Origin of the sequence: Bacillus sp. HY001 (genome assembly GCF_007558965.1) — a bacterium.
Classification (GTDB): domain Bacteria; phylum Bacillota; class Bacilli; order Bacillales; family Bacillaceae_G; genus Bacillus_A; species Bacillus_A mobilis.
The window spans coordinates 42,324-65,314 of sequence record NZ_VLTE01000009.1 but is presented as its reverse complement, the minus strand read 5'-3'; the positions used below and the strand labels follow the sequence as shown (position 1 = coordinate 65,314).

The following is a 22,991-nucleotide window of genomic DNA, read 5'->3' as shown; positions in this document are numbered from 1 at the left end:
GTATGTTTACGATGGTACAGAAGCTTTGGTTGACAGTAGTATGTGCAGTATTTGTAACAGTTTCCTTTCTTTATTTTGTATCTTTATATTCGTATGAAAAGCTATACGTTGATAATTTAAAAGATTCATTAGTAATGGAAGGGAAGGGTCTTGCTGCGCAATATGATAAGCGTGAAGGAATAGCAACTTTTGAAGAGAAAGTACGAGCATTTGATCAAATATCTAGTTCAGACGTTCTTTTCGTATCAAACCCACGTGATTTAAGCGCATGTTTACCTTTTGATGTGCATCATCATTCTCTTATAAGTGAAGGAGACAGGCAAACATTATTAGATGGAAAAACGGTGACAAAGATAGGGTATGAGGAACATTTTGACCGTAATATTATGGGGGTTGTCATCCCCGTTTTAGAAAATAAAAAGTTAGTTGGCATTGTATATTCTTATATTCCTTTAAAAAGTATAAAAGACTTAATATATGATATGGGCCTTATTTTAGCGCCATTAGCACTTGCTATGACTTTACTAACAATATGGATTGGTAGAAAAATTATTATCGCTATTACGAGACCGCTTTCGCAAATGGAACGAGTGGCAAATCATTTAGCTACGGGAGATTTCTCAGAACGAATTACAATTTCTTCCGAAGATGAAATTGGACGATTAGGAAAAGCATTTAATAAAATGGCAAATTCTTTAGAGACAGAAGACGTAAAGCGTAAGGAATTTTTAGCTAACGTTTCGCATGAACTAAGAACACCGCTTAGTTATATAAAAGGATATAGCGAGGCTATTTTAGATGGTGTAGCGAAGGGACCGCAGCAGGAAAAAGTAACACAGCTCATTCATAAAGAAGCAGATCGAATGCAGCGCCTCGTTCACGATTTATTAGATTTAGCACAATTAGAAGGTGAACATTTTCCGTTAAAGAAACAACCTATCGTTTTTTCACAACTCATTGAAGATGTGTTAGATACGTATGAGATTAAGTTTATAGAAAAGAAAATTCGTATTTCAACAAATTTAAATCCAGAAATCATTGTAATGATTGATGAGGATCGTATGCAACAAGTGCTTCATAACGTGTTAGATAATGCGATACGGTACACAAATCCAAACGGGGATATTATGATAACGCTCATGCAGATAGATGATTACTGTGAATTGAACATAAAAGATACAGGAATCGGTATTGAAACAGAGCATTTAGAAAATCTTGGCGAACGTTTTTACCGCGTTGATAAAGCGAGAAGTCGTCAACATGGTGGAACAGGTTTAGGCCTTGCTATTGTAAGACAAATTGTTCATATACATGATGGACAGTGGCGAATTGAAAGTGAAAAAGGGAATGGAACGACGGTTAGTATTAAATTAAAAATACAACTTGAAGAAAGCATGTTCTAACGTGAAGGACATGCTTTTCTTCATGAATACATATAAATTAATATCAAATAAATATTAAAAATTTGACGATTTTATGAACAAAACATTTGTACTTCTTACCAATTCGTTCTAAAATAGTTATGATGCAAAGTTCTTATAAATCGTTTCAATTGTTGTTTGGAAGATACTGAGGTGATTTAACTGGAGTACAAATCTATTAAACCGAAAAAAATTTACGAAGAAGTATCTGAAGCTATTTTAACAATGATTAAAAATGGTACGTTAAAACCTGGTGACAAACTACTTCCTGTACATCAATTAGCTGAGCAGTTTCAAGTTGGTAGATCTGCTGTTCGTGAAGCGTTAAGTGCGCTAAGAGCAATGGGCCTAATTGAGATGAAACAAGGAGAAGGTACATATGTGAAGAATTTCGATTCTTCTTCATTAACAAAATCATTAAACAATAAATTATTAATGAAGAAAGAAGATATTTTGAACTTATTAGAAGTACGAAAGGTGCTTGAAGTGGGGGCAGTTCGAGCAGCTGCGGCAAAACGTACGGAAGATAATTTGCAAAATATGAAGCATTGGTTAGATGAAATGGCAAAGAGCATTGGAGATGAAAAGGCTGGTGAAAAAGCAGATTTTCAGTTCCATATGGGAATTGCGGAGTCTTCGCATAACAACATTTTGCTTGAACTCATGAATCACGTTTCAGAGATGATTGCTGAAACAATTGGTGAATCAAGACGCATTATTTTATATGGTGAACAAACAACATCAGAACGACTTATAGAAGAGCATCAAGTTATATATGATGCAGTTTTAAAGCAAGATATAGAATTAGCGCAGCAAGCAATGCTAGATCATTTAACAAATGTAGAACATATTGTCACAGGTAAAAACGATATAAATTCGTAATTTAATCTTTTAAAAATCAAATTTTTTGATAAAATAGAGAGAGATTAAGTAAGCGTTTTCTTTAGAAGAGGGAGAGGATAGGCCATGGTTGAGCCTACTTCTTCTTTTCTCAGTCATCTGATGACCATATGTTTGTTGGTGGAGTTGTAAAAAGGGGGAGTAATAATTATGAAAGTTACTTTATTTGTTACTTGTTTAGTCGATATGTTTGAAACAAACGTCGGCAAAGCAACAGTTGAAGTGTTGGAGCGTTTAGGTTGTGAAATTGAATTTCCAGAAGCACAAGTTTGTTGCGGTCAGCCTGCTTATAATAGTGGCCATGTAGAAGCAGCAAAAGAAGCGATGAAACATATGATTGAAACTTTCGAAGATGCAGAATATATCGTTACACCATCTGGTTCTTGTGCGACAATGTTTCATGAGTATCCGCATGTTTTTAAAGATGATCCGAAGTGGGCTAAACGTGCACAAAAGGTTGCTGATAAAACATATGAATTGACACAATTTATTGTAGATGTTTTAAAAGTTACAGATGTTGGTGCAAGCTTACCAGGGATCGCTACTATTCATAAATCTTGTCATATGACACGCCTGCTTGGAGTAAAAGAGGCGCCAGGAATTTTATTATCAAACGTCAAAGGATTAACTGTGAGAGAACTGCCAAACGAGCAAAATTGTTGTGGGTTTGGGGGAACGTTTTCAGTGAAGATGACTCCAATTTCTGAGCAAATGGTAGATGAAAAGGTAGATAGTGCAATGGAAACAGGTGCTGATTATTTAATCGGTGCAGATTGTGGGTGTTTGTTAAACATTGGCGGACGTATTGAGCGTTTAGGAAAAGAAATAAAAGTAATGCATATTGCTGAGGTACTGAATAGTCGCTCATGAAGGGGGAACATAAGCTATGTCTATGAAAATCAGTGAGAAAAAATTTAATGATCGCGTTGGCGATGGAATTCAAGATTCGTTTATGCGCGGAGCAGTATCTTCTGCACAAACGCGCTTATATACGAATCGCTTAAAAGCAGCGGACGAATTAGGAAATTGGGAAGAGTGGCGTGAACTAGGTGAACAAATTCGCCAACATACGTTAGAAAATCTTGATTATTACTTAATGCAGTTAAGTGAAAATGTATCAAAAAGAGGCGGACATGTGTACTTTGCGAAAACGAAAGAGGAAGCAGCAAAGTATATTCAAGACGTTGCAAAAAAGAAACAAGCGAAGAAAGTTGTAAAATCAAAATCAATGGTAACTGAAGAAATTAGTATGAATCATGCCCTTGAAGAGATTGGCTGTGAAGTGTTAGAAAGTGACTTAGGAGAGTATATCTTGCAAGTAGATAACGATCCACCTTCACATATTATTGCGCCTGCACTTCATAAAAATAGAGCTCAAATTCGTGATGTATTTAAAGAAAAACTTGGCTATGAAAATTCTGATGATCCATACGAAATGACAAAGTTTGTTCGTAAACAACTTCGTGAGAAATTTATGGATGCAGAAATTGGTGTGACAGGTTGTAACTTCGCTGTTGCAAATACGGGATCTCTTTGTTTAGTAACGAACGAAGGTAATGCCGATCTTGTTATGTCGATTCCGAAAACTCAAATTGCAGTAATGGGTATGGAACGTATGGTTCCGACAATGGAAGAATTAGATGTTTTAGTTGGTTTACTATGTCGTAGTGCAGTAGGGCAAAAATTAACAAGTTATGTAACTGTGGCGGGACCAATTCAAGAAGAGGAAGTAGATGGACCTGAAGAATTCCACTTAGTTGTTGTTGATAATGGCCGATCTCAAATTCTTGGATCGGAATTCCGATCAGTATTGCAATGTATTCGTTGTGCTGCTTGTGTTAACGTATGTCCTGTATATCGTCACGTTGGTGGACATTCATATGGCTCTATATATTCAGGACCAATCGGTGCAGTATTAACTCCACTTTTAGGCGGATATGACGATTACAAAGAGCTTCCTTATGCATCTAGTTTATGCGGAGCATGTACAGAAGCTTGTCCAGTAAAAATACCATTGCATGATTTATTATTAAAACATCGTCAAGTAATTGTTGAGCAAGAAGGACGTGCTCCGCTTGCAGAAAAATTAGCAATGAAAATGTTTAGTATGGGTGCTTCTTCAGCTGCTTTATATAAAATGGGATCAAAAATGGCACCAGCAGCAATGAGTCCATTTACATCTGGTAACCGTGTATCAAAAGGTGTTGGGCCACTTAAAAACTGGACAGATATTCGTGAATTCCCGGCTCCAAGTAAAGAACGATTCCGTGATTGGTATAAAGATCATAAGAAAGGCGGGGACAAATAATGACAGGATTAATTCAAAACCGTGAGTCCTTTCTAGATAATATTGCAAAAGAACTGGGACGTGAGCGGAAAACGGAAGGCGTAAAGCGTCCAGCGTGGAAAAGTAATGTGAATGTAGAAACGCTAAAAGATTATTCACAAGAAGAATTGTTAGAAGTATTTAAAAATCAATGTACAAACATTCATACAACTGTAGTGGAAACGACAAACGACCGTTTACGTGAAGATATTCAAAAAGTAATCGTGGAAAACGGCGGGGGACCTATTATGTTATCGGCAGATGAACGTTTTGATTCTTATGGATTGACTTCTTTATTTAAAGAAGAGCTTCCAAAGCAAAATGTTGAAGTGAATGTATGGGATCCTGAGAAAAAAGAAGAGAATATGCGTATCGCAGAAAGAGCGAATATTGGAATCGCATTTAGTGATTATACTTTAGCTGAATCTGGTACGATTGTTGTACAAAGTCATAAAGGTCAAGGTCGTTCTTTACACTTTTTACCGACTGTTTACTTTGCTATTATTCCACGTGAAACACTTGTGCCTCGTATTACACAAGCAGTTCAGGATATGAACACACGTGTAGAAAATGGTGAGACGGTGGCATCTTGTATTAACTTTATTACAGGGCCTAGTAACTCGGCGGATATTGAAATGAATCTTGTTGTCGGCGTACATGGACCATTAAAAGCAGTATATTTCATCGTATAAAAGAGGGGAAAGCAGGCCAGAAAATGGCCTGCTTTTTTAATAGAATAGAGATAATATGAAGTAGAATTTCTCTCCTTTTTTTGCTATGTTCTTCTGGAAAGGAGAGGAAGGGATGTTCACTTATTTATATGCATTGTTAGTGGGGATGGTGTTTGGTTCTTTTTTTATGGTAATTGCGATGAGAGTTCCACTAGGTGAGTCTATCATTACCCCGCGTTCACATTGTCATTATTGTAAGTATGTGCTAAAGCCAAAAGAATTGATCCCAATCATTTCATTTTGTATACAGAGGGGACGTTGTACGAATTGTAAGAGGACGATTTCAATTTTGTACGTAGTATTTGAACTTGTAACCGGAATGATATTTCTTCTTACTGTATATATGATTGGGATGGAACGAGAGCTTATCATCATTTTATCGCTATTTTCATTACTTCTTATTATTTCAGTTACAGATTACATATATATGTTAATCCCAAATCGTATTTTAGCTTGGTTTGCCTGTTTACTCATTTTAGAATGTCTTTTTGTACCGTTAGTAACTTGGACAGATAGTATAGTTGGTAGTGGCGTTATATTCATTTTGTTATATTGCATGCAAAAGATATATCCAGAAGGACTTGGTGGAGGGGATATAAAATTACTTTCGCTACTTGGGTTTATAGTGGGACTGAAAGGGATTTTTATGATTTTATTTTTAGCATCTTGTTTTAGTCTTTGTTTCTTTGGAGTTGGTATAGTATTAAAACGTATGAAAATGAGGAGCCAAATTCCGTTTGGTCCTTTTATTAGCCTTGGGGCAATATGTTACATGTTAGTCACGTATACAAAATAGAGAGGGGATAGAACATGAATGTATATATGGATGATCAAAGAAGTTGTCCGTACGGGTATGTACCCGCCACTACAGTAGAATGTGCTTTGCAAATGGTTCGGGATTATGAGGTGAATATTCTTTCCCTTGATTTTAACATGGGTTGGGGAGAAAGAAATGGATTAGATTTTGTAGAGGCTTTTTGTAAAGAGGGTTTATATGTAAATGAAATGCACCTTCATACGAATGATGTCATCGGTATGCACAAGATGAAACAGAGGATTAATAAGGGAAAGGAAGAAGGGGAAATTAATCCTCACCTTGTTGTTAAATATGTGGGGAGCTAAAAACTCCAAAGTAAAACTTTGGAGTTTTTAATGTTTCATATGAGCTTGCAACGGAATGATCTCTTCTTGTTGAGCTGCTACTAATTCAGTTTCTTCTTGTTTTACGTCAGGTGCTTTTTTTGTTAAGTAATGATAAACCATACCGACAAATACAGACCCGCCAATAATGTTACCGATTGTAACTGGAATTAAGTTATGGATAGCACCTGCAAAAGAAATTGTCTCCGGATGCGGTGAAACTAAAGATAAAGCAAACAGTGATAAGTTTGCAATGCTATGCTCGTAACCAGATAAGAAGAATGTGAAAACGAGTAGCATCATCATCATAATTTTTGCTGTATCACCTTTCACCTGAGAAGGTAAGAAGCATGCAAGACATACAAGCCAGTTACATAAAATTGCTTTAAAGAATAATTGCATTGTAGGTGTATTCATTTTTCCTTCTACTACTTTATTCATGAAATGACCGTGATCAATTGCTTCGAAAATTCCAGTTGCATAAAATAGTAAGGCAAAGAATAAAGCTCCAGCTAAATTCCCTGCATAACAAGCGACCCAGTTACGAAGTGTATCAGAAATCGTTGTTTCTTTTCTTAAAGTTGCTACTGTGAAGTACATTGTGTTTCCAGTAAATAATTCAGCGCCGCCATATATAATTAGTACGAGGGCAATTCCGAAAAACATAGAAGCAGCTAAATAAGTTGCTGGTGAATCAGCAATGTGAAAAAAGTTACCTAATTTAAAACATAGTACAATAATAAAACCGATATAAATACCCGCAAGTGCAGCACGAATGAAATATTGCATCGGGTTTGTATCTAGCATTTGTTTTTTGCTCTTAGCCAGTTTGACAACATAATCTAATCCTTGTTCTAGCATGAGTAATACGCTCCTTTAGTACATCATCTATAAATACTCCTTATATGAATAAAGTACATGGATTCGGTCGTAGTTTCAATAAGTTTGTGCAATGTTTCACAAAAAGGACATACATACGTTAAGAAAACGTTTACAAAAGATAGTATAATAGAAATTTTTCTGGACATGGAAGGGGAGAAGGGAAAAAGAAAAAGCGCTGTAATTACAGCGCTTTTTCGTCTAAATTCTTTTCTACTTTTACTTCTACCTCTTTTGAGAAGAACCAACCGCCAACTGCGATTCCAACTAATACAATCCAGAATGTTAGCTTCCATGGCGTAGATTCTGGGAATGAATGCGGAATTACATTCAATGCAGGGTGTGCTAATGTATAGACTGCTAGTTTCACACCAACCCAACCTACAATTAAGAATGCAGCAGTTTCAAGTCCTGGCTTACGTTTTAAGATTTGTACGAAAGCAGTTGCTGCAAATCGCATAATGATTAATCCGATAAGTCCACCTACAAAGATAACAACGAATTGCCCAGTATCAAGACTACCAATTGTACCTAATCCTGTTTTTGGTAAAGTCATTGCTAATGCAACAGCAGCTAAAATTGAATCAACTGCGAAGGCAATATCAGCAACCTCAACTTTAAATACAGTCCACCAAAAGTTCTCTTGTTTTTTCTTTGCTTCTTTTTCTTCTGTTTCTTCATCCGTATTCTTTTTAACATACGTTTTAAATAAATGATTACCAGCGATAAACATAAGGTAAATGGCACCGATTGCTTGCACTTGCCATACATCGACTAGGAACGAAATCATAAATAATGATCCGAAACGGAAAACAAATGCTCCCGCTAATCCATAAAATAGTGCTTTCTTACGTTTTTCTTCTGGTAAATGTTTTACCATAATTGCAAGAACAAGAGCGTTATCAGCTGCTAAAATCCCCTCTAGTGCAATTAGGATGAGTAATACCCAACCATACTCCAATAATAATGATACATCCATGTACATTCTCCTCTCATTTCAATAAGTACTAAATAAGTGAAGAATTTCCCCACTATTTAGTTTCCCCATACTCCTGCCTATTAACTTTGGAAGAATTTGGAAATGAATACAAAAAAGACCTCTGCCGTTAATAGGCAAAGGTCTTGCTAGACATATGTAATGAAAATGCCAACAAAGCCGGAAGAACTAAGTTCTACGTAATGACGACTTTGTTTCCAAGAAATAATTCTTGGACGCTACTCCCCTTTGGAGATATGCTATTGTACTCTCATTATATGGATAATTTATACGGTTGTCAACCTGTTAAAATATCTTCATTCGGGTATTTTATTTTTCGGTTCTTTTTACGTGCAAATGAAAAAGCCAATGTTAAAGGTCCCATCTTCCCGAAAAACATCATAAAGATAATAATAGCTTTTCCAATCATAGTTAAGTGTGGTGTGAAATTCATACTAAGACCGACAGTCCCAAATGCTGAAAATACTTCGAAAGCACTCATCAATAGAGGAACTCGCTCAGTAATACTTAAAATTAAAATAGCAAAAAAGATAAATGAAATGGAAATAATAGTGATGGTCAATGATTTGACAATGAGAGTATCTTTAATAGATTTTTTAAACACGACAATATCATCTTGTTCTTGTAAAAATTTAAATACCCCAAAAAACATGATTAAAAAGGTTGTTAACTTAATTCCACCACCGGTTGAAGCACTACCAGCGCCAATAAACATAAGGAGCATCATTAATAGTAGGGAAGGCTTTGATAATGCAGAAATATCAACTGTATTAAACCCGGCGGTACGCGTTGAAACCGCCTGGAAATAAGCGGCCATTCCTTCTTCAAATGGGGTAAATCCTCTCATAGAAAGAGAATTGTGGAACTCGAATATGAAAATAAAAATAGTCGCAATAATATTGACGATTAGAGTAGAAGAGAGCATAAGTTTTGAGTGTAATGTAAGGTTTTTAAAATTTTTCTTTCTTTTTATATCTATAATTACTGTAAAACCAATCCCCCCTAAAATAATGAGGGAAGAAATAACGAGATTGACAAGAATGCTATGAGAATGGGACATTAAATTATCGCTCCACACAGAAAAACCAGCATTGTTAAAAGCAGAGATTGAATGAAAAAAGCTATAATAGATCCCTTTAGCAATACCGTATTTCGGTACCCATTCAAAAGAAAGAATCAAAGTAGCGATACATTCGACTGTAAAAGAGAATAAAAATAATGCTTTGGCAAGACGAATGACGCCACCAATGTTCGTTTGATTTAACGCTTGTTGCAGTAAAATTCGGTTTTGAAGACCAATTTTTCTGCCGAGCATAATCGCAATTAAAACGGCAAAGCTCATAATGCCAAGTCCGCCCACTTGTATAAGTGTTAAAATGACACATTGGCCAAATAAGGTAAATACTTTCCCCGTATCCACAACACCAAGCCCTGTAACCGTACAAGCAGAAACAGTTGTAAATAAAGCATCGAGCCATGAAATAGACGTTGTTGTAGCAATTGGTAGCTTTAATAAGCATGTACCGATAATGGATAACATAATAAAAGACAAAGTAAGAACACGGGGAGGACTCATGCGAATGTTAATCCGTTTCATGTCACGTATCGTTCCTTTCAGTTTACTCTTACTAGTATGTGAAAAAACACGATTATGTATGTTAACAATAGAAAGAGGCAGAGAATATCTGCCTCTAAGCCATATGTTATAGTATTATCCACGTAATTGTTGTTGAGCTAAAGCAACAAGTCGTTTCGTTACTTCACCGCCAACTGAACCGTTAGAACGAGATGCTGTATTAGAACCTAAGCTAACACCAAATTCTTGTGCAATTTCATATTTAAATTGTTCAAGCGCTTGTTCTGCACCTGGAACTAGTAATTTGTTTGTTTTTACCATGCTGATACACATCCTTATGAGTAGTCCAGTTCAGCTAAGTATTTATCTGAACTGGTAACGTTATTTTATGTGGAAACGAAGTACTCATACGCGGAAGTAATCGGTGTGATTAGAAGTTATTGGATAGAAAAAAGAGTAGCAAATTTGCTACTCTTTTTTCAGTATTGTCGCTGTACCTTCCACGACAATATCATCTGATTGATTATATATGTTTGTTTGCAACGTAATGATTTTTTTATCGTCACGTTTTTTGATGACTTCTGCCACAACGCGAAGTGTATCGCCAATTTTGACAGGAGCACGGAATGAAACGTTTTGAGATAAATAAATCGTGTTTTTGCCAGGAAGTTTCGTTCCAAGAATCGTCGAAATGAAACTGGAAACGAGCATGCCATGAGCAATACGTTCTTTAAACATTGTCGTTTTTGCAAAAGAATCTAAAATATGAATAGGATTCACATCTCCAGTTAATTTTGCAAAATTGATAACGTCCTCATCCGTAATCGTTTTTGTAAGGGATGCTTGATCACCGACTTGAATCTCATCATAACGAAGCTCCGGAACAGTTTGTGCTTCTTGAAATGGATTCATTTGGGCCTCCTTCTTTTCCATATCGAAAAATGCCAGCCATCTTGATGTAGTAGGAGGAAGAAAGAGTTTTGTTTGTGCTGCAGTTAGCTCCCACATTTTTCTTACTTGATGGAAGTAAATAAATTTTTTGAGTTTTCCTCGAACTGCTTTGCGAGTTCTAGTTGTTTGGACTTGAACTCTCCCAAAAAAACTTCTAACTGTTTTTGAACCTCTTCACGTTGTACTTGTTGTTGTTCAATAAATTGTTTTGTTGTTTCTTCAAATTGACCGCTAGTTTGAGTAATAATAGACAACGATGTTTTCGTAGGAGAAACAGTAAGTTGGTGCATTTGAGTAGAAAGTTCATTCCATTTCCCTTGCCACTCGTTAATTTGATCATTTAAGGAGTTTCCAGTTAATTGCTTTACGTAATCTGTATATTGGTTATTGAACTGAGCAGTGAATTGTTGTAGTTCTTTTTCTAGTTCATCTACTCCTGATGTTAATTTATGCAAAGCGTCTTGTTGTTGTTTTAAAGTTTCTAAAGTAAGTTGCTCCAATTGTTTCCCAGCTGAAGAGAAGAGGGAAAGAGATTGAGACCAGTTTTTCCAAAATGCATCGACTAATTCGTATGGCTTAGTTTCCATTGTTTGACCTCCAAATGTTTTTTTGCATATTGTGAACGCAGATTACTCTGCTGTACCACCAGGTGAAGATGAAGAATCCTTTTCATCCTTTTCTGGAGAAGTAGAAAATGGAAAGAATGCATTGGTGTATAACGTAAAAAACGTCCGCAACATATTTTGATAATGTTCAAAAGAAGTCGCACATGTTGTTAAATATTGCTCTCCATATTCTGTTAAAGAATAAATTCGTTTCGCTGGCCCGCCTTCGCTTGTATCCCAAGTGGAAGAAATAAGGTTTTCTTTTTCTAACTTGCGCAATGTTCTATACACATTACCTTGGTCAACAGAAGAAAAGCCGATGTCCATTAGCATTTGAATGAGTTTGTAACCATGAAGACTCCAGTCTTTTAGACAGAGAAGTAAGAAAGGAACTAAGAAGTTTTTTGGCATGGAGTTTGGTTGTTTCGCTTGGTTTTTTTCCAAACTTTCTGGGTGTTCTGGTTCATTATGTAGCATGATTGTGCATCACCTCATGAATCAGTTAGATGGAATTTTTTGCTTATAAGTGCAATTTACACCTATCTGTTTTTAATGTCAACACATTTATTGGAAAATAAAGAAAAATAAAATATAGACTTGAAGTTTTATTCAGAATATTAGAAAATAGTGAATAGGTTGAATTGTTTCAAAAACAAAAAAGGGAGTGTAGGCGAAGTGATTGATCAAAAATTCGATCCATTGCAAGCATGGAAAAATGCTTATGAACAAACCGAAACATTTTGGGGAAAAGCGCTCAATGAAACAATTAAAACAGAAGAATATTCTGCTTGGATGGGCAGCGTTCTAGACTTGAATTTGTTTTATCAAAAAGCGTTAAATGATACAACAAAAAGTTATTTAGAACAGGTGAATGTGCCTACGAAAGAGGATATCGCTAGAGTAGCTACGCTTGTTATCAACTTAGAAAATAAAGTTGATAACATTGAGGAAGTTCTAGAAGAGAAAGTGGATTCATTAGGACAAGCTCCTACATTAAAGCGTGATGTTACGAAAGTAAAACAAGATATTCGCACATTAGAAACGAAAGTTGATCAAATTTTGGAATTGCTAGAAAAGCAAAATGCAGTACTAGCGAAACTACAAGTACCTGTAAAAGAAGAAGTAAAGCCTGCGAATAAGCCAGAAAATAAAAAATGATAATAGCGTTTGTTTATAACTTGTAAAAGGGAAGGGAGAATCTCTTTTTCATGTATAAACAACGAAACATAATTAATATATGGACTTTATTCATATGAGTACCAAAATGATTCATAACAATCGTTCACAAATTCATTTAAGGGGGAAAAGAAATGGTTCAATTAAATGGCAAAGTAGCAATCGTAACAGGTGGGGCAAAAGGAATTGGAAAAGCAATTACAGTAGCATTAGCACAAGAGGGAGCAAAAGTAGTTATTAACTATAACAGCAGTAAAGAAGCAGCTGAAAACTTAGTAAATGAATTAGGAAAAGAAGGACATGACGTTTATGCAGTTCAAGCGGATGTTTCGAAAGTAGAAGATGCAAACCGACTTGTAGAAGAAACTGTGAATCATTTTGGTAAAGTTGATATCCTTGTTAATAATGCTGGTATTACAAGAGATCGTACATTCAAAAAGTTAAATCGTGAAGATTGGGAGCGCGTAATTGACGTGAACTTAAGCAGCGTATTTAATACGACAAGTGCTGTACTTCCATACATAACGGAAGCTGAAGAAGGAAGAATCATTAGTATTTCTTCTATTATTGGTCAAGCTGGTGGATTTGGACAAACAAACTACTCTGCAGCAAAAGCAGGTATGTTAGGATTTACAAAATCATTAGCGTTAGAACTTGCAAAAACAAATGTAACTGTAAACGCAATTTGCCCAGGATTTATTGATACTGAAATGGTAGCAGAAGTACCAGAAGAAGTACGTCAAAAAATCGTTGCGAAAATCCCGAAAAAACGTTTTGGTCAAGCTGATGAAATTGCAAAAGGTGTAGTATACCTATGCCGTGACGGTGCGTATATCACAGGTCAGCAATTAAACATTAACGGTGGATTATACATGTAATGAAGTAAGAAAAAAGTGCATATCCATAGCAGGAATGCACTTCTTTTTTTTAGAAAGAAATCGACCAAAAAGGAGATAGAAAAATGACTACATTCGTAACGGAATGGGAAAAGCAATTGGAGTTGTACCCAGAAGAATATCGTAAAGCATATCGCCGTGTAAAAAGAGCGAGCGAAGTTTTATTACGCGAACCAGAACCACAAGTTGGTTTAACACCGAAAGAAGTTATTTGGACGAAGAATAAAACGAAGCTGTATCGTTACATTCCAAAACAAGAAAAAACACAGAGAGTTCCAATCCTATTAATATACGCACTTATTAATAAACCGTATATTATGGATTTAACTCCAGGAAATAGTTTAGTGGAATATTTAGTAGATCGTGGTTTTGATGTGTATATGCTTGATTGGGGCACATTTGGTTTAGAAGATAGTCATTTGAAATTTGATGATTTCGTGTTCGACTATATTGCAAAAGCAGTAAAAAAAGTAATGCGAACTGCGAAATCGGACGAGATTTCTTTACTTGGTTATTGCATGGGTGGAACGCTAACTTCTATTTATGCAGCACTTCATCCACACATGCCAATTCGCAACTTAATTTTTATGACAAGTCCTTTTGATTTCTCTGAAACAGGATTATACGGTCCTTTATTAGATGAGAAATATTTCAATTTAGATAAAGCGGTTGATACATTTGGAAATATTCCGCCAGAAATGATTGATTTCGGAAATAAGATGTTAAAACCAATCACAAACTTTGTAGGTCCATATGTCGCTTTACTCGATCGTTCAGAAAATGAGCGCTTCGTCGAAAGCTGGAAATTAGTTCAAAAGTGGGTTGGTGACGGTATCCCATTCCCAGGTGAATCGTATAGACAATGGATTCGCGATTTTTATCAAAATAATAAATTAGTGAAAGGTGAACTCGTTATTCGCGGACAAAAGGTAGACCTTGCAAATATTAAGGCGAATGTCTTGAATATTTCTGCGAAACGTGATCATATCGCACTGCCATGCCAAGTAGAAGCGTTGCTAGATCATATTTCTAGTACAGATAAACAATATGTATGTTTACCAACGGGACATATGTCGATCGTTTACGGTGGAACAGCGGTAAAACAAACATATCCGACGGTTGGAAATTGGCTGGAGGAGCGTTCTAATTAAAAATAAAAAAATCCAACTAGCGTATGTTAGTTGGATTTTTTTATGGGAAATAACAAAACATAGAAAGGAGAAATTTATATTTTAGGAGTATAATTATGAAACTTATGACTGGTAAGTTGTTTTGGAATACAGGAGTTTCTATACCTTGTTATCCATCGTTAGAAAATGATATGATATGTGATGTGCTTATAGTCGGAAGCGGAGAAGCAGGTGCTCATATAGCGTATTCGTTAGCGAAAATTGGAATGCGTGTTACGCTCATTGAAAAAAGAGCAATCGCATGCGGTAGCACAGCTGCTAATACAGGTTTACTCCAATTTCTTCATGATAAATCGTTAACCTCACTGATCCATACATTTGGTGAAAAAAAAGGGGTACGAGCATATAAGCTTTGTTACGAAGCGTTACGGACAATGGAGCAAGTTGTACCGACTCTCGATATTGATCCCCAGTTTATTCCGCGAAGTAGTTTGTATTATGCAAGTAGCAATGAGGACGTATCGTTTTTACAAGAAGAATATAATACGTTACGCCATTATGGATTCCCGGTTGAATATTTTACCGATTCACATATGATGAAGAAGTATTCATTCACAAAACAAGCAGCGTTATATACGCATGGTGATGCCGAGGTGAATCCGTATTTATTAGCGCATAGCCTTTTGCATAAAGCAAATCAAATGGGTGCTACTATACATGAGCATACAGAGGCTGTACATATAAAAAAACGCCAAAATGATTTAATTTGTTACACGAAAACAGGAAATAAAGTTGTAGCAAAGAATATTATTATGGCGACAGGTTATGAAACACTTTTCGGAAAGAAAGAAAAAAATACAACAGTGGAAACATCATATGCAGTTGTGACAAATAAGGTAGATTCATTTGAAGGCTGGCACGAACAATCATTAATTTGGGAAACAGCACGGCCTTACTTATATTTTCGAACGTATGAAAACCGTATTATTGTAGGTGGATTAGATGAAGCGATGCAAATTCAAACAATCGGTGATACGAAATTATTGCATAAGCGTGATTTCCTTATTAACATTGTAAAAGAGATGTTCCCGCAGTATAAGAATATACAGGCAGAGTACTATTGGGCGGCAGCATTTGGTGGTAGCCATGACGGTCTCCCTATTTTAAAAGAAGACAAAAAGATACATAATTTGTTTTACGCATTACCGTATGGAGGTAATGGGACTGTGTATGGAATGGTATTTGCCAAATTATTTGAGCAGTTATTTACAAATAAAGAAAGTGAAGATTTTTCTTTATTTAATCGATAGAAAAAAGGTAGCGAAGTGATGGAATGAGAGATATAAAAAAGTTTTTACAAAAATTACGTCCTGTACAACTCATTGTTTTGTTTTATTTATTAGCAGTAGTTGTATCGGTGATATTGCTTAGTTTCCCGTTTGTTACGAAGGCTGGTGTGAAATGGACATTTATTGATGCCCTTTTTACATCTGTTAGTGCGGTAAGTGTTACGGGATTGTCTGTTGTTACGATTTCAGATACATTTACTACGGCAGGGATTATTATGTTAGCCCTTATTTTACAATTAGGCGGCTTAGGAATTATGGCACTTGGTACGTTCGTTTGGATTATAACAGGGAAAAAGATTGGTTTGCAGAGAAGAAGGCTCATTATGGCAGACCATAATCAAGGGAATTTATCAGGCCTTGTAGAATTGATGCGCTCTATTTTAATTGTAATTATTTCGATAGAACTTATTGGAGCAATATTATTAGGTACAAGATTCTTACTTTACTTTCCAACTTGGCAAGAAGCTTATTTTCACGGTTTCTTTGCGGCTGTTAGTGCAACTACGAACGGCGGATTTGATTTAACAGGACAATCACTAATTCCGTATAAAAAAGATTACATTGTTCAAATGATTCATATGTTGCTTATTATTTTAGGGGCAATTGGTTTCCCGGTATTAATGGAAGTGAAACAATTCCTTAGTAAAAGGAAACAGCAACTATTTCGCTTTTCATTATTTACAAAATTGACGACAACAACATTTTTTGCGCTCGTTGTCGTTGGAACAATCATGATTTTTTTACTAGAACGAAATCATTTTTTAGCAGGAAAGTCATGGCATGAAACAGTTTTCTATACATTATTCCAATCTGTGACGACGCGAAGTGGTGGACTTGCTACAATGGATATACGTGAATTGTCACAACCGACGCTTTTATTTATGAGTATATTAATGTTTATAGGAGCATCTCCAAGTTCGGTTGGGGGCGGAATACGTACAACAACATTTGCTGTTAGCATATTATCGTTATACACTTTTGCAAGAGGCGGAAGAACGGTTAGAGTCTTTAAACGTCAGCTACATGAAGAGGACGTGCTGAAAGCATCTGTCGTTATGACGATGGGGATTTTATTATGTGCCACAGCGCTATTTATTTTATCTATTACGGAAAACGTACCGCTTATGAGTTTAATTGTTGAAGTGTGTTCGGCTTTCGGGACGACAGGCCTATCGACAGGTATTACGCCAGATTTAACAACGGTTGGTAAACTTGTACTCATTGTACTTATGTTTATCGGGCGTGTCGGTATTTTAACATTTATACTAGCTAGTGGTGGAAGAGAACAGCCACCTCGCTACAAATACCCGAAAGAGAGAATTATTATTGGATAATATGAAACCATTCTACCTACGTTAGGTAGAATGGTTTTTTAGTCGTTAATGCCAAATTGCGGATGCATAAAAGCATCCTTCTTATTCGTTACTTCTTTTTTTAGCAACTCTTGATTTTCTTCTGAAATCCATCCAATATCATTTGTAGGATGGATCCATTCTTCTCCAGCCATAATGGCAGGATCTACTTCATCACTCCAATTGTGAAGTGGACTATTCTCGGAATCATATTTACTGTCTCCGATTACGACGTCATATTGATTTATGAAAGGTTGTTGCATCTTCTTTCCTGTTCCTTTAAAAGATGGGAAATTCATTTGATGCGGGAGCGTTTCATCTAAAATTGGTGACTGAATTTTATCTTTCTTCTTCATAATAATTGCTCCTTTTTATAATGCTTTCTTCATAGGTAGTATTTCCATCTAGCAGTTCTTATGTACTTGTTAACACTTGCCAGTAATAATTATTGTGTGTTGATTCAAACTAGAGTAGAAAGTGAATCCTTGAGAGCAGGTGAATGTATTGGTAAAAAGAAAAGTGAAACAAAATGCGGCAATCAATAATAATAAAACTCCGAAAGGAAGCTTACCAGATGCAGAATTTGCATTAGAGTATGAAGGAGAAAATAGCGCGAAGTATGCAAATCGTAATTCAAAAAAAGGTAAACAAAAATGAGGCGTTTTTTACAAACGCCTCATTTTTTTGTGGGATTATAAAGGTTTTTTTAATTATTTGTAAATTTAGTGTTCATTATTAGCAGAAAAATGCGAAAAAACATAGAAGTAGCAACGTATTACACAAAAACAAACAACAAACAAAAGATTAATGTTGGTTTAATACTGCTTTTACACTAGTTGTTTATATTTGAATTGTACATAAGATTTATAAAAGGAGAGAGAGACAGTGAAAAAAACAATCTTTAAAGCTGTAGCGACTGGAATGGTATTTTCGTTATTAATGGGGTGTGGTGCAAAGAAGGAAGAAAGTGCTGGGGCAAAAGTGAAAGATGATAAATTATCTGGATCATTGACTGTTTACACAGCGATTGAAGAAGAACTTGTACCAATTTATCTTGATTCTTTTAAACAGAAGTATCCAGATGTAAAACTGAACATTGTTCGTGATTCAACTGGAGTTATTACAGCGAAATTGCTAGCTGAAGGAAAAAATACACAAGCAGATGTTGTATGGGGAACAGCAGCGTCTAGTCTACTAGCTTTAGATAAAAAAGATATGTTAAAAGGATACTCTCCAAAAGGAGCAGATCGTGTTCTCACGCAATTTAAAGATGATAAGCAACCAGAAAAATGGGTAGGTAATACGGCATTTATGACGGGGATTGCTGTAAATAAAGAAGAATTAAAGAAGAAAAATTTACCGATGCCAGAATCATATGAAGACTTAACGAAACCAGAATATAAAGGAACGCTTGTTATGCCACATCCGGCTTCTTCTGGAACAGGATTTTTAACAGTTTCTGCATGGTTACAAATTATGGGTGAAGATAAAGGCTGGGATTACATGAAGAAACTTCATGATAATATGGCAACTTATACTCACTCAGGATCAAAACCAGCGAAATTAGCAGGCGCGGGTGAATATCCAGTGGGCGTATCGATGGTTTATAGTGCTTTGAAAGAGAAACAAAAAGGTGCACCAGTTGAAGTTGTATTGCCGAAAGAAGGATTAGGATGGGAAGTAGAAGCGAACGCACTTATTAAAAAAGATAATGCAAAAAATGAAAAATTAGCGCAAGCATTTTTAGATTGGGCAATTACTGATGATGTAATGAAGTTATACTTCGAGAAAAATGGATTTGCGACAATTAAAAATGATTATAAACTTCCAGATGGATTCCCTAAAGATGTAACAGAAAAGTTATACAAAAAGAATGACTTTAAATGGGCAGCAGAAAATCGCGATAAAATTTTAGAAAAATGGGAAAAAGAGTTTGGCCAAAAAGCAGAACCGAAAAAGTAAGTGAGTGGGAGAGAGAAAAAATGAGCGAATATTTATCAATTCAACACATTCAAAAACAGTTTGATGCATTTACAGCGTTAAAAGATATTTCTTTTACTGTGAAAAAAAATGAGTTTGTATGTTTATTAGGCCCAAGTGGTTGTGGGAAAACGACATTGCTTCGAATTTTAGCAGGGCTAGAAGAGGCAACAACAGGTAGTATAGCTGTCAATGGAAAAGATATTACAGCATTACCTCCTGGAAAGAGGAACTTCGGAATGGTGTTTCAATCGTATGCATTATTTCCGAATTTAACAGCACTTGAAAATATTGAATACGGCTTAAAGACAAAAAAATATGGAAAAGCAGAAGTAAAAGAGAAAGCGCTAGAGGCGTTGGAACTAGTTGATTTACTGAATGTAAAAGATAAATATCCTGCTCAAATGTCTGGTGGACAACAGCAGCGAGTGGCACTTGCACGTGCACTCGCTCTGTCTCCGGATATTTTGTTACTGGATGAGCCGTTATCTGCTTTAGATGCAAAAGTACGTGAAAAGTTACGTAGAGAAATGCGTGATTTACAAGAAAAAGTAGGAGTAACAACTATTATGGTCACGCATGATCAAGAAGAGGCATTAACGATGGCTGATAAAATTGTTGTAATGAATCATGCGGAAATTATGCAGATTGGAACACCAGAGGAGATTTATCAAAGACCAGCCAATCCGTTTGTGGCAGATTTTATTGGTTCTATTAATTTCTTTTCGAAAAATAATGAAAAGCATGCAATTCGTCCTGAACATGTAACAATTGTACAAAATGATGGTATTAAAACGGTTGTGGAAAGTATGGAATTTCGTGGATCTGTATATCGGACGGAAGTGCGAGTCGTAGAAGAGAAAACACATCTTTATAACGAGAAAATTGTAGTGGATATATTGGCATCAGAAGTAGAAAAAACCGCTATTAGAAAAGGAAAGCCGATTCAAATCTCTTTCTCAGAAAATCATATGTTGTCATATGGAAAGAAGGTCATTGTATAGATGGAGATGTTAGAAAATTTCAAGGTAGAAAGTACGAAAAAAAAGATTAAGAGACGTATTGGTAAAGAAGAGTGGATACAAAGACTATTAATTATTGGTATGCTTCTTGCTTTTTTGATCATGCTTGTATTACCTCTATTACAATTGTTTACACAAGCTTTTTACGATAAAGATGGAGCTTTCATTGGTGTTGCGAATTTCAGTAAATATTTCACAACACCAACGCTAGTTCAATCATTACAAAATACGATATGGATTTCGGGCGCGACAACAATTATTGCAGTGACACTCGCTTTCGCCTACGCCTATGCGATTGCTCGTACGAATGTGTTTGGGAAGCGTGTATTCCAATATATCGCGTTGTTACCACTATTCGCACCAACGATGATGCACGGTATCGCACTGACATATTTATTTGGTAATCAAGGGTTAGTAACGAAAGGAATGTTTGGTTTGTTTGAAGGGATACAAATCCCTTTATATGGGCCAGTAGGAATTGTAATTGCTGAAGTTATGTATACATTTCCGCAAGCTTTTCTTATATTATTAATTGCTTTTCAAGGCTCTGATTATCGTTTATATGAAGCTTCTAATATGTTAGGAGCGAGTAAAATAAAGCAATTTTTCACTGTTACTTTACCTAGTGTAAAGTACGGATTAATTAGTGCGATGTTCGTTGTGTTTACACTTAGTTTCACTGATTTTGGGGCACCAAAAATTGTTGGTGGACAATATAATGTACTTGCTACTGATGTATATAAGCAAGTAATTGGGCAACAAAATATGCCGATGGGTGCAACTGTCGGAATGATTTTATTAATCCCTGCTATATTTGCATTTGCAGTTGATCGTATTACGCAAAGAAAGCAGGCGAATCTCTTATCTTCCAAATCAGTACCTTACAGAATAATAAATAATAAGAAACGAGATGTTATTTCATTCGTATACTGTAGCGTAGTAACGCTTATGATCATTCTATTATTTGTGGCAGTTGGTATTGCAGCAAGTGTGAAAGTATGGCCATATAATATGAGCTTTACATTTGAGCATTTTAACTTTTCCAGTTTAACAGGAGATGGACTTGAAGCGTTTAAAAACAGCGTAATTGTTTCAGCAATCACAGCGGTTATTGGAGCGGTTTTAACATTTATGTTCGCTTATGCGATTGAAAAAATAGATCAGCTACAATTTTTCCGAAAAGCAGGTTACTTTTTCTCTATCGTCCCTTTAGCGATACCAGGTTTAGTACTTGGGTTAGGCTATGTCTTCTTCTTTAGTCAACCAACCATACAAATCTTTGGACTTTCCGTAACGAATCCGTTTCATTCTCTATACGGAACAATCGCTGTGCTAGTACTAGTCAATATTATTCATTTTTATTCTGTAACATTTGTTACGGCAACAACAGCTTTAAAGAAATTAGATCGAGAGTTTGAACTTGTTTCACAGTCGATGGGAATTCCGTTTTATAAAACATTCTTTCGAGTAACAGTACCGATGTGTTTACCGGCGATTTTAGAAATGGTAATGTACTACTTCGTAAATTCAATGGTAACTGTTTCGGCAGTTGTATTCCTATATGCAGCTGATTTTAAACTAGCTGCTGTATCAATTGTAAACATGGATGATGCAGGAAATGTAGCACCAGCAGCTGCCATGAGTGTACTTATTGTTGTTACAAATATTGTAGTAAGAGTTGTATATGAATGGGGAACGAAAGCACTTCGTAACCGAACTTCACAATGGCAAAAAAGATAAATAAGAAGGGTGATGGATTGAATGAAAATAGAAGCAATTATTTTTGATTGGGCGGGTACGACAGTTGATTATGGATGTTTTGCACCACTGGAAGTATTTATGGAGATTTTCCATAAACGCGGTGTTGAAATTACTGCAGAAGAAGCTCGTAAGCCAATGGGGTTATTGAAAATTGATCATGTTAGGGCATTAACAGAGATGCCTCGTATTGCGAGTGAGTGGAATCGTGTTTTCGGACAATTACCAACAGAAGCAGATATTCAGGAGATGTATGAAGAATTTGAAGAAATTCTCTTCGCTATTTTACCGCGCTATGCGTCGCCGATTAATGGAGTAAAAGAAGTGATTGCTTCTTTACGTGAAAGAGGAATTAAAATTGGTTCAACGACTGGTTATACGAGAGAAATGATGGATATTGTAGCAAGAGAAGCAGCGCTACAAGGGTATAAACCTGATTTTCTTGTAACGCCAGATGATGTTCCAGCTGGTCGTCCATATCCGTGGATGTGTTATAAAAATGCGATGGAACTTGGGGTATATCCAATGAATCATATGATAAAAGTTGGAGACACGGTATCGGATATGAAAGAGGGAAGAAATGCTGGAATGTGGACAGTTGGTGTCATTCTTGGCAGTAGCGAGCTTGGTTTAATGGAAGAAGAAGTGGAGAATATGGATTCGATAGAACTTCGTGAAAAAATAGAAATAGTTCGCAATCGTTTCGTTGAAAATGGAGCGCACTTTACGATAGAAACGATGCAGGAACTCGAAAGCGTAATGGAACATATCGAGAAACAAGAACTTATTATTTCATAAAAGG

General features: G+C 35.9%; 25 protein-coding genes and 1 riboswitch. Of the genes, 17 read left to right on the top strand and 8 right to left on the bottom strand.

The window, feature by feature from the left end:
• Positions 1-2 precede the first annotated feature (2 nt).
• From FOT98_RS07650 to FOT98_RS07620, 7 genes are all read left to right on the top strand, one after another.
• On the top strand, positions 3-1,403 hold the full coding sequence (locus FOT98_RS07650; RefSeq protein WP_063261885.1) for a sensor histidine kinase: 1,401 nt from the start codon (positions 3-5) through the stop codon (positions 1,401-1,403).
• 210 nt (positions 1,404-1,613) lie between these two features.
• Positions 1,614-2,303 (top strand): FadR/GntR family transcriptional regulator, encoded by a 690-nt coding sequence (locus FOT98_RS07645; RefSeq protein WP_258958392.1) that lies wholly within the window; start codon positions 1,614-1,616, stop codon positions 2,301-2,303.
• Between the two features lie 168 nt (positions 2,304-2,471).
• Positions 2,472-3,191 (top strand): (Fe-S)-binding protein, encoded by a 720-nt coding sequence (locus tag FOT98_RS07640; RefSeq protein ID WP_061678849.1) that lies wholly within the window; start codon positions 2,472-2,474, stop codon positions 3,189-3,191.
• Between the two features lie 16 nt (positions 3,192-3,207).
• Positions 3,208-4,629: a LutB/LldF family L-lactate oxidation iron-sulfur protein gene (locus FOT98_RS07635; RefSeq protein WP_000061923.1), complete on the top strand. Its 1,422-nt coding sequence runs from the start codon at positions 3,208-3,210 to the stop codon at positions 4,627-4,629.
• Positions 4,629-5,339, top strand: coding sequence for a LutC/YkgG family protein (locus tag FOT98_RS07630; RefSeq protein ID WP_000147206.1), 711 nt, complete (start codon positions 4,629-4,631; stop codon positions 5,337-5,339). The genes FOT98_RS07635 and FOT98_RS07630 overlap by 1 nt, the downstream gene beginning before the upstream one ends.
• Positions 5,340-5,451: 112 nt before the next feature.
• Positions 5,452-6,174, top strand: coding sequence for a prepilin peptidase (locus FOT98_RS07625; RefSeq protein ID WP_063261887.1), 723 nt, complete (start codon positions 5,452-5,454; stop codon positions 6,172-6,174).
• 14 nt (positions 6,175-6,188) lie between these two features.
• Positions 6,189-6,500, top strand: coding sequence for a cyclic-phosphate processing receiver domain-containing protein (locus FOT98_RS07620; protein ID WP_063261888.1), 312 nt, complete (start codon positions 6,189-6,191; stop codon positions 6,498-6,500).
• 27 nt (positions 6,501-6,527) lie between these two features.
• Here FOT98_RS07620 and FOT98_RS07615 read toward each other — a convergent pair whose 3' ends face one another.
• The 7 genes from FOT98_RS07615 to phaQ all read right to left on the bottom strand — a co-directional run bounded on the left by FOT98_RS07615 (position 6,528) and on the right by phaQ (position 12,003).
• The gene (locus tag FOT98_RS07615; protein WP_061678852.1) at positions 6,528-7,379 is read right to left on the bottom strand and encodes a formate/nitrite transporter family protein; all 852 of its coding nucleotides are present in this window, start codon (positions 7,377-7,379) and stop codon (positions 6,528-6,530) included.
• A 202-nt stretch (positions 7,380-7,581) separates the two neighbouring features.
• A complete protein-coding gene (locus tag FOT98_RS07610) occupies positions 7,582-8,376 on the bottom strand; it encodes a TerC family protein (RefSeq protein ID WP_000383326.1) in 795 nt (264 codons plus the stop codon).
• Positions 8,377-8,466: 90 nt separating this feature from the next.
• Positions 8,467-8,633, bottom strand: a riboswitch (yybP-ykoY riboswitch).
• 38 nt (positions 8,634-8,671) lie between these two features.
• Positions 8,672-9,991, bottom strand: coding sequence for a TrkH family potassium uptake protein (locus FOT98_RS07605; RefSeq protein WP_061678854.1), 1,320 nt, complete (start codon positions 9,989-9,991; stop codon positions 8,672-8,674).
• A gap of 114 nt (positions 9,992-10,105) precedes the next feature.
• Positions 10,106-10,291, bottom strand: a complete 186-nt coding sequence (locus FOT98_RS07600) for an alpha/beta-type small acid-soluble spore protein (protein ID WP_000241212.1) — start codon at positions 10,289-10,291, stop codon at positions 10,106-10,108.
• Positions 10,292-10,438: 147 nt separating this feature from the next.
• Positions 10,439-10,882, bottom strand: coding sequence for a MaoC family dehydratase (locus FOT98_RS07595; RefSeq protein ID WP_001067916.1), 444 nt, complete (start codon positions 10,880-10,882; stop codon positions 10,439-10,441).
• A gap of 101 nt (positions 10,883-10,983) precedes the next feature.
• On the bottom strand, positions 10,984-11,508 hold the full coding sequence (gene phaP, locus FOT98_RS07590; protein ID WP_061678855.1) for a polyhydroxyalkanoic acid inclusion protein PhaP: 525 nt from the start codon (positions 11,506-11,508) through the stop codon (positions 10,984-10,986).
• A 42-nt stretch (positions 11,509-11,550) separates the two neighbouring features.
• Positions 11,551-12,003 (bottom strand): poly-beta-hydroxybutyrate-responsive repressor, encoded by a 453-nt coding sequence (gene phaQ, locus FOT98_RS07585; RefSeq protein ID WP_000903018.1) that lies wholly within the window; start codon positions 12,001-12,003, stop codon positions 11,551-11,553.
• Positions 12,004-12,201: 198 nt separating this feature from the next.
• Between phaQ and phaR the strand changes: the two genes are divergently transcribed.
• The 5 genes from phaR (at position 12,202) to FOT98_RS07560 (ending at position 17,411) form a co-directional block, all read left to right on the top strand.
• Positions 12,202-12,684 carry a polyhydroxyalkanoic acid synthase subunit PhaR gene (gene phaR, locus FOT98_RS07580; RefSeq protein ID WP_000566960.1) on the top strand — a complete coding sequence of 161 codons (483 nt, stop codon included), beginning with the start codon at positions 12,202-12,204 and terminating at the stop codon, positions 12,682-12,684.
• A gap of 152 nt (positions 12,685-12,836) precedes the next feature.
• Positions 12,837-13,580, top strand: coding sequence for an acetoacetyl-CoA reductase (locus tag FOT98_RS07575; protein WP_000250414.1), 744 nt, complete (start codon positions 12,837-12,839; stop codon positions 13,578-13,580).
• Between the two features lie 83 nt (positions 13,581-13,663).
• On the top strand, positions 13,664-14,749 hold the full coding sequence (gene phaC, locus FOT98_RS07570; RefSeq protein WP_000206842.1) for a class III poly(R)-hydroxyalkanoic acid synthase subunit PhaC: 1,086 nt from the start codon (positions 13,664-13,666) through the stop codon (positions 14,747-14,749).
• A 95-nt stretch (positions 14,750-14,844) separates the two neighbouring features.
• Positions 14,845-16,038: an NAD(P)/FAD-dependent oxidoreductase gene (locus FOT98_RS07565; protein ID WP_063261889.1), complete on the top strand. Its 1,194-nt coding sequence runs from the start codon at positions 14,845-14,847 to the stop codon at positions 16,036-16,038.
• A 23-nt stretch (positions 16,039-16,061) separates the two neighbouring features.
• Positions 16,062-17,411: a TrkH family potassium uptake protein gene (locus tag FOT98_RS07560; RefSeq protein ID WP_063261890.1), complete on the top strand. Its 1,350-nt coding sequence runs from the start codon at positions 16,062-16,064 to the stop codon at positions 17,409-17,411.
• Positions 17,412-17,449: 38 nt separating this feature from the next.
• On the opposite strand, the gene FOT98_RS07555 is transcribed toward FOT98_RS07560, so the two are convergent.
• Positions 17,450-17,785: a DUF3905 domain-containing protein gene (locus FOT98_RS07555; protein ID WP_061678858.1), complete on the bottom strand. Its 336-nt coding sequence runs from the start codon at positions 17,783-17,785 to the stop codon at positions 17,450-17,452.
• Positions 17,786-17,933: 148 nt separating this feature from the next.
• On the opposite strand from FOT98_RS07555, the gene FOT98_RS32280 reads away from it, so the two are divergent.
• The 5 genes from FOT98_RS32280 (at position 17,934) to phnX (ending at position 22,987) form a co-directional block, all read left to right on the top strand.
• The gene (locus FOT98_RS32280) at positions 17,934-18,086 is read left to right on the top strand and encodes a hypothetical protein (protein ID WP_063261891.1); all 153 of its coding nucleotides are present in this window, start codon (positions 17,934-17,936) and stop codon (positions 18,084-18,086) included.
• 228 nt (positions 18,087-18,314) lie between these two features.
• Entirely contained in the window at positions 18,315-19,391 is a 1,077-nt protein-coding gene (locus tag FOT98_RS07545) for a putative 2-aminoethylphosphonate ABC transporter substrate-binding protein (protein ID WP_061678859.1), read from the top strand.
• A 20-nt stretch (positions 19,392-19,411) separates the two neighbouring features.
• A complete protein-coding gene (locus FOT98_RS07540; protein WP_063261892.1) occupies positions 19,412-20,413 on the top strand; it encodes a putative 2-aminoethylphosphonate ABC transporter ATP-binding protein in 1,002 nt (333 codons plus the stop codon).
• Complete coding sequence (locus FOT98_RS07535; protein WP_063261893.1) at positions 20,414-22,171, top strand: putative 2-aminoethylphosphonate ABC transporter permease subunit; 1,758 nt, start codon at positions 20,414-20,416, stop codon at positions 22,169-22,171.
• 21 nt (positions 22,172-22,192) lie between these two features.
• Positions 22,193-22,987 (top strand): phosphonoacetaldehyde hydrolase, encoded by a 795-nt coding sequence (gene phnX / locus FOT98_RS07530; protein WP_063261894.1) that lies wholly within the window; start codon positions 22,193-22,195, stop codon positions 22,985-22,987.
• Positions 22,988-22,991 lie beyond the last annotated feature (4 nt).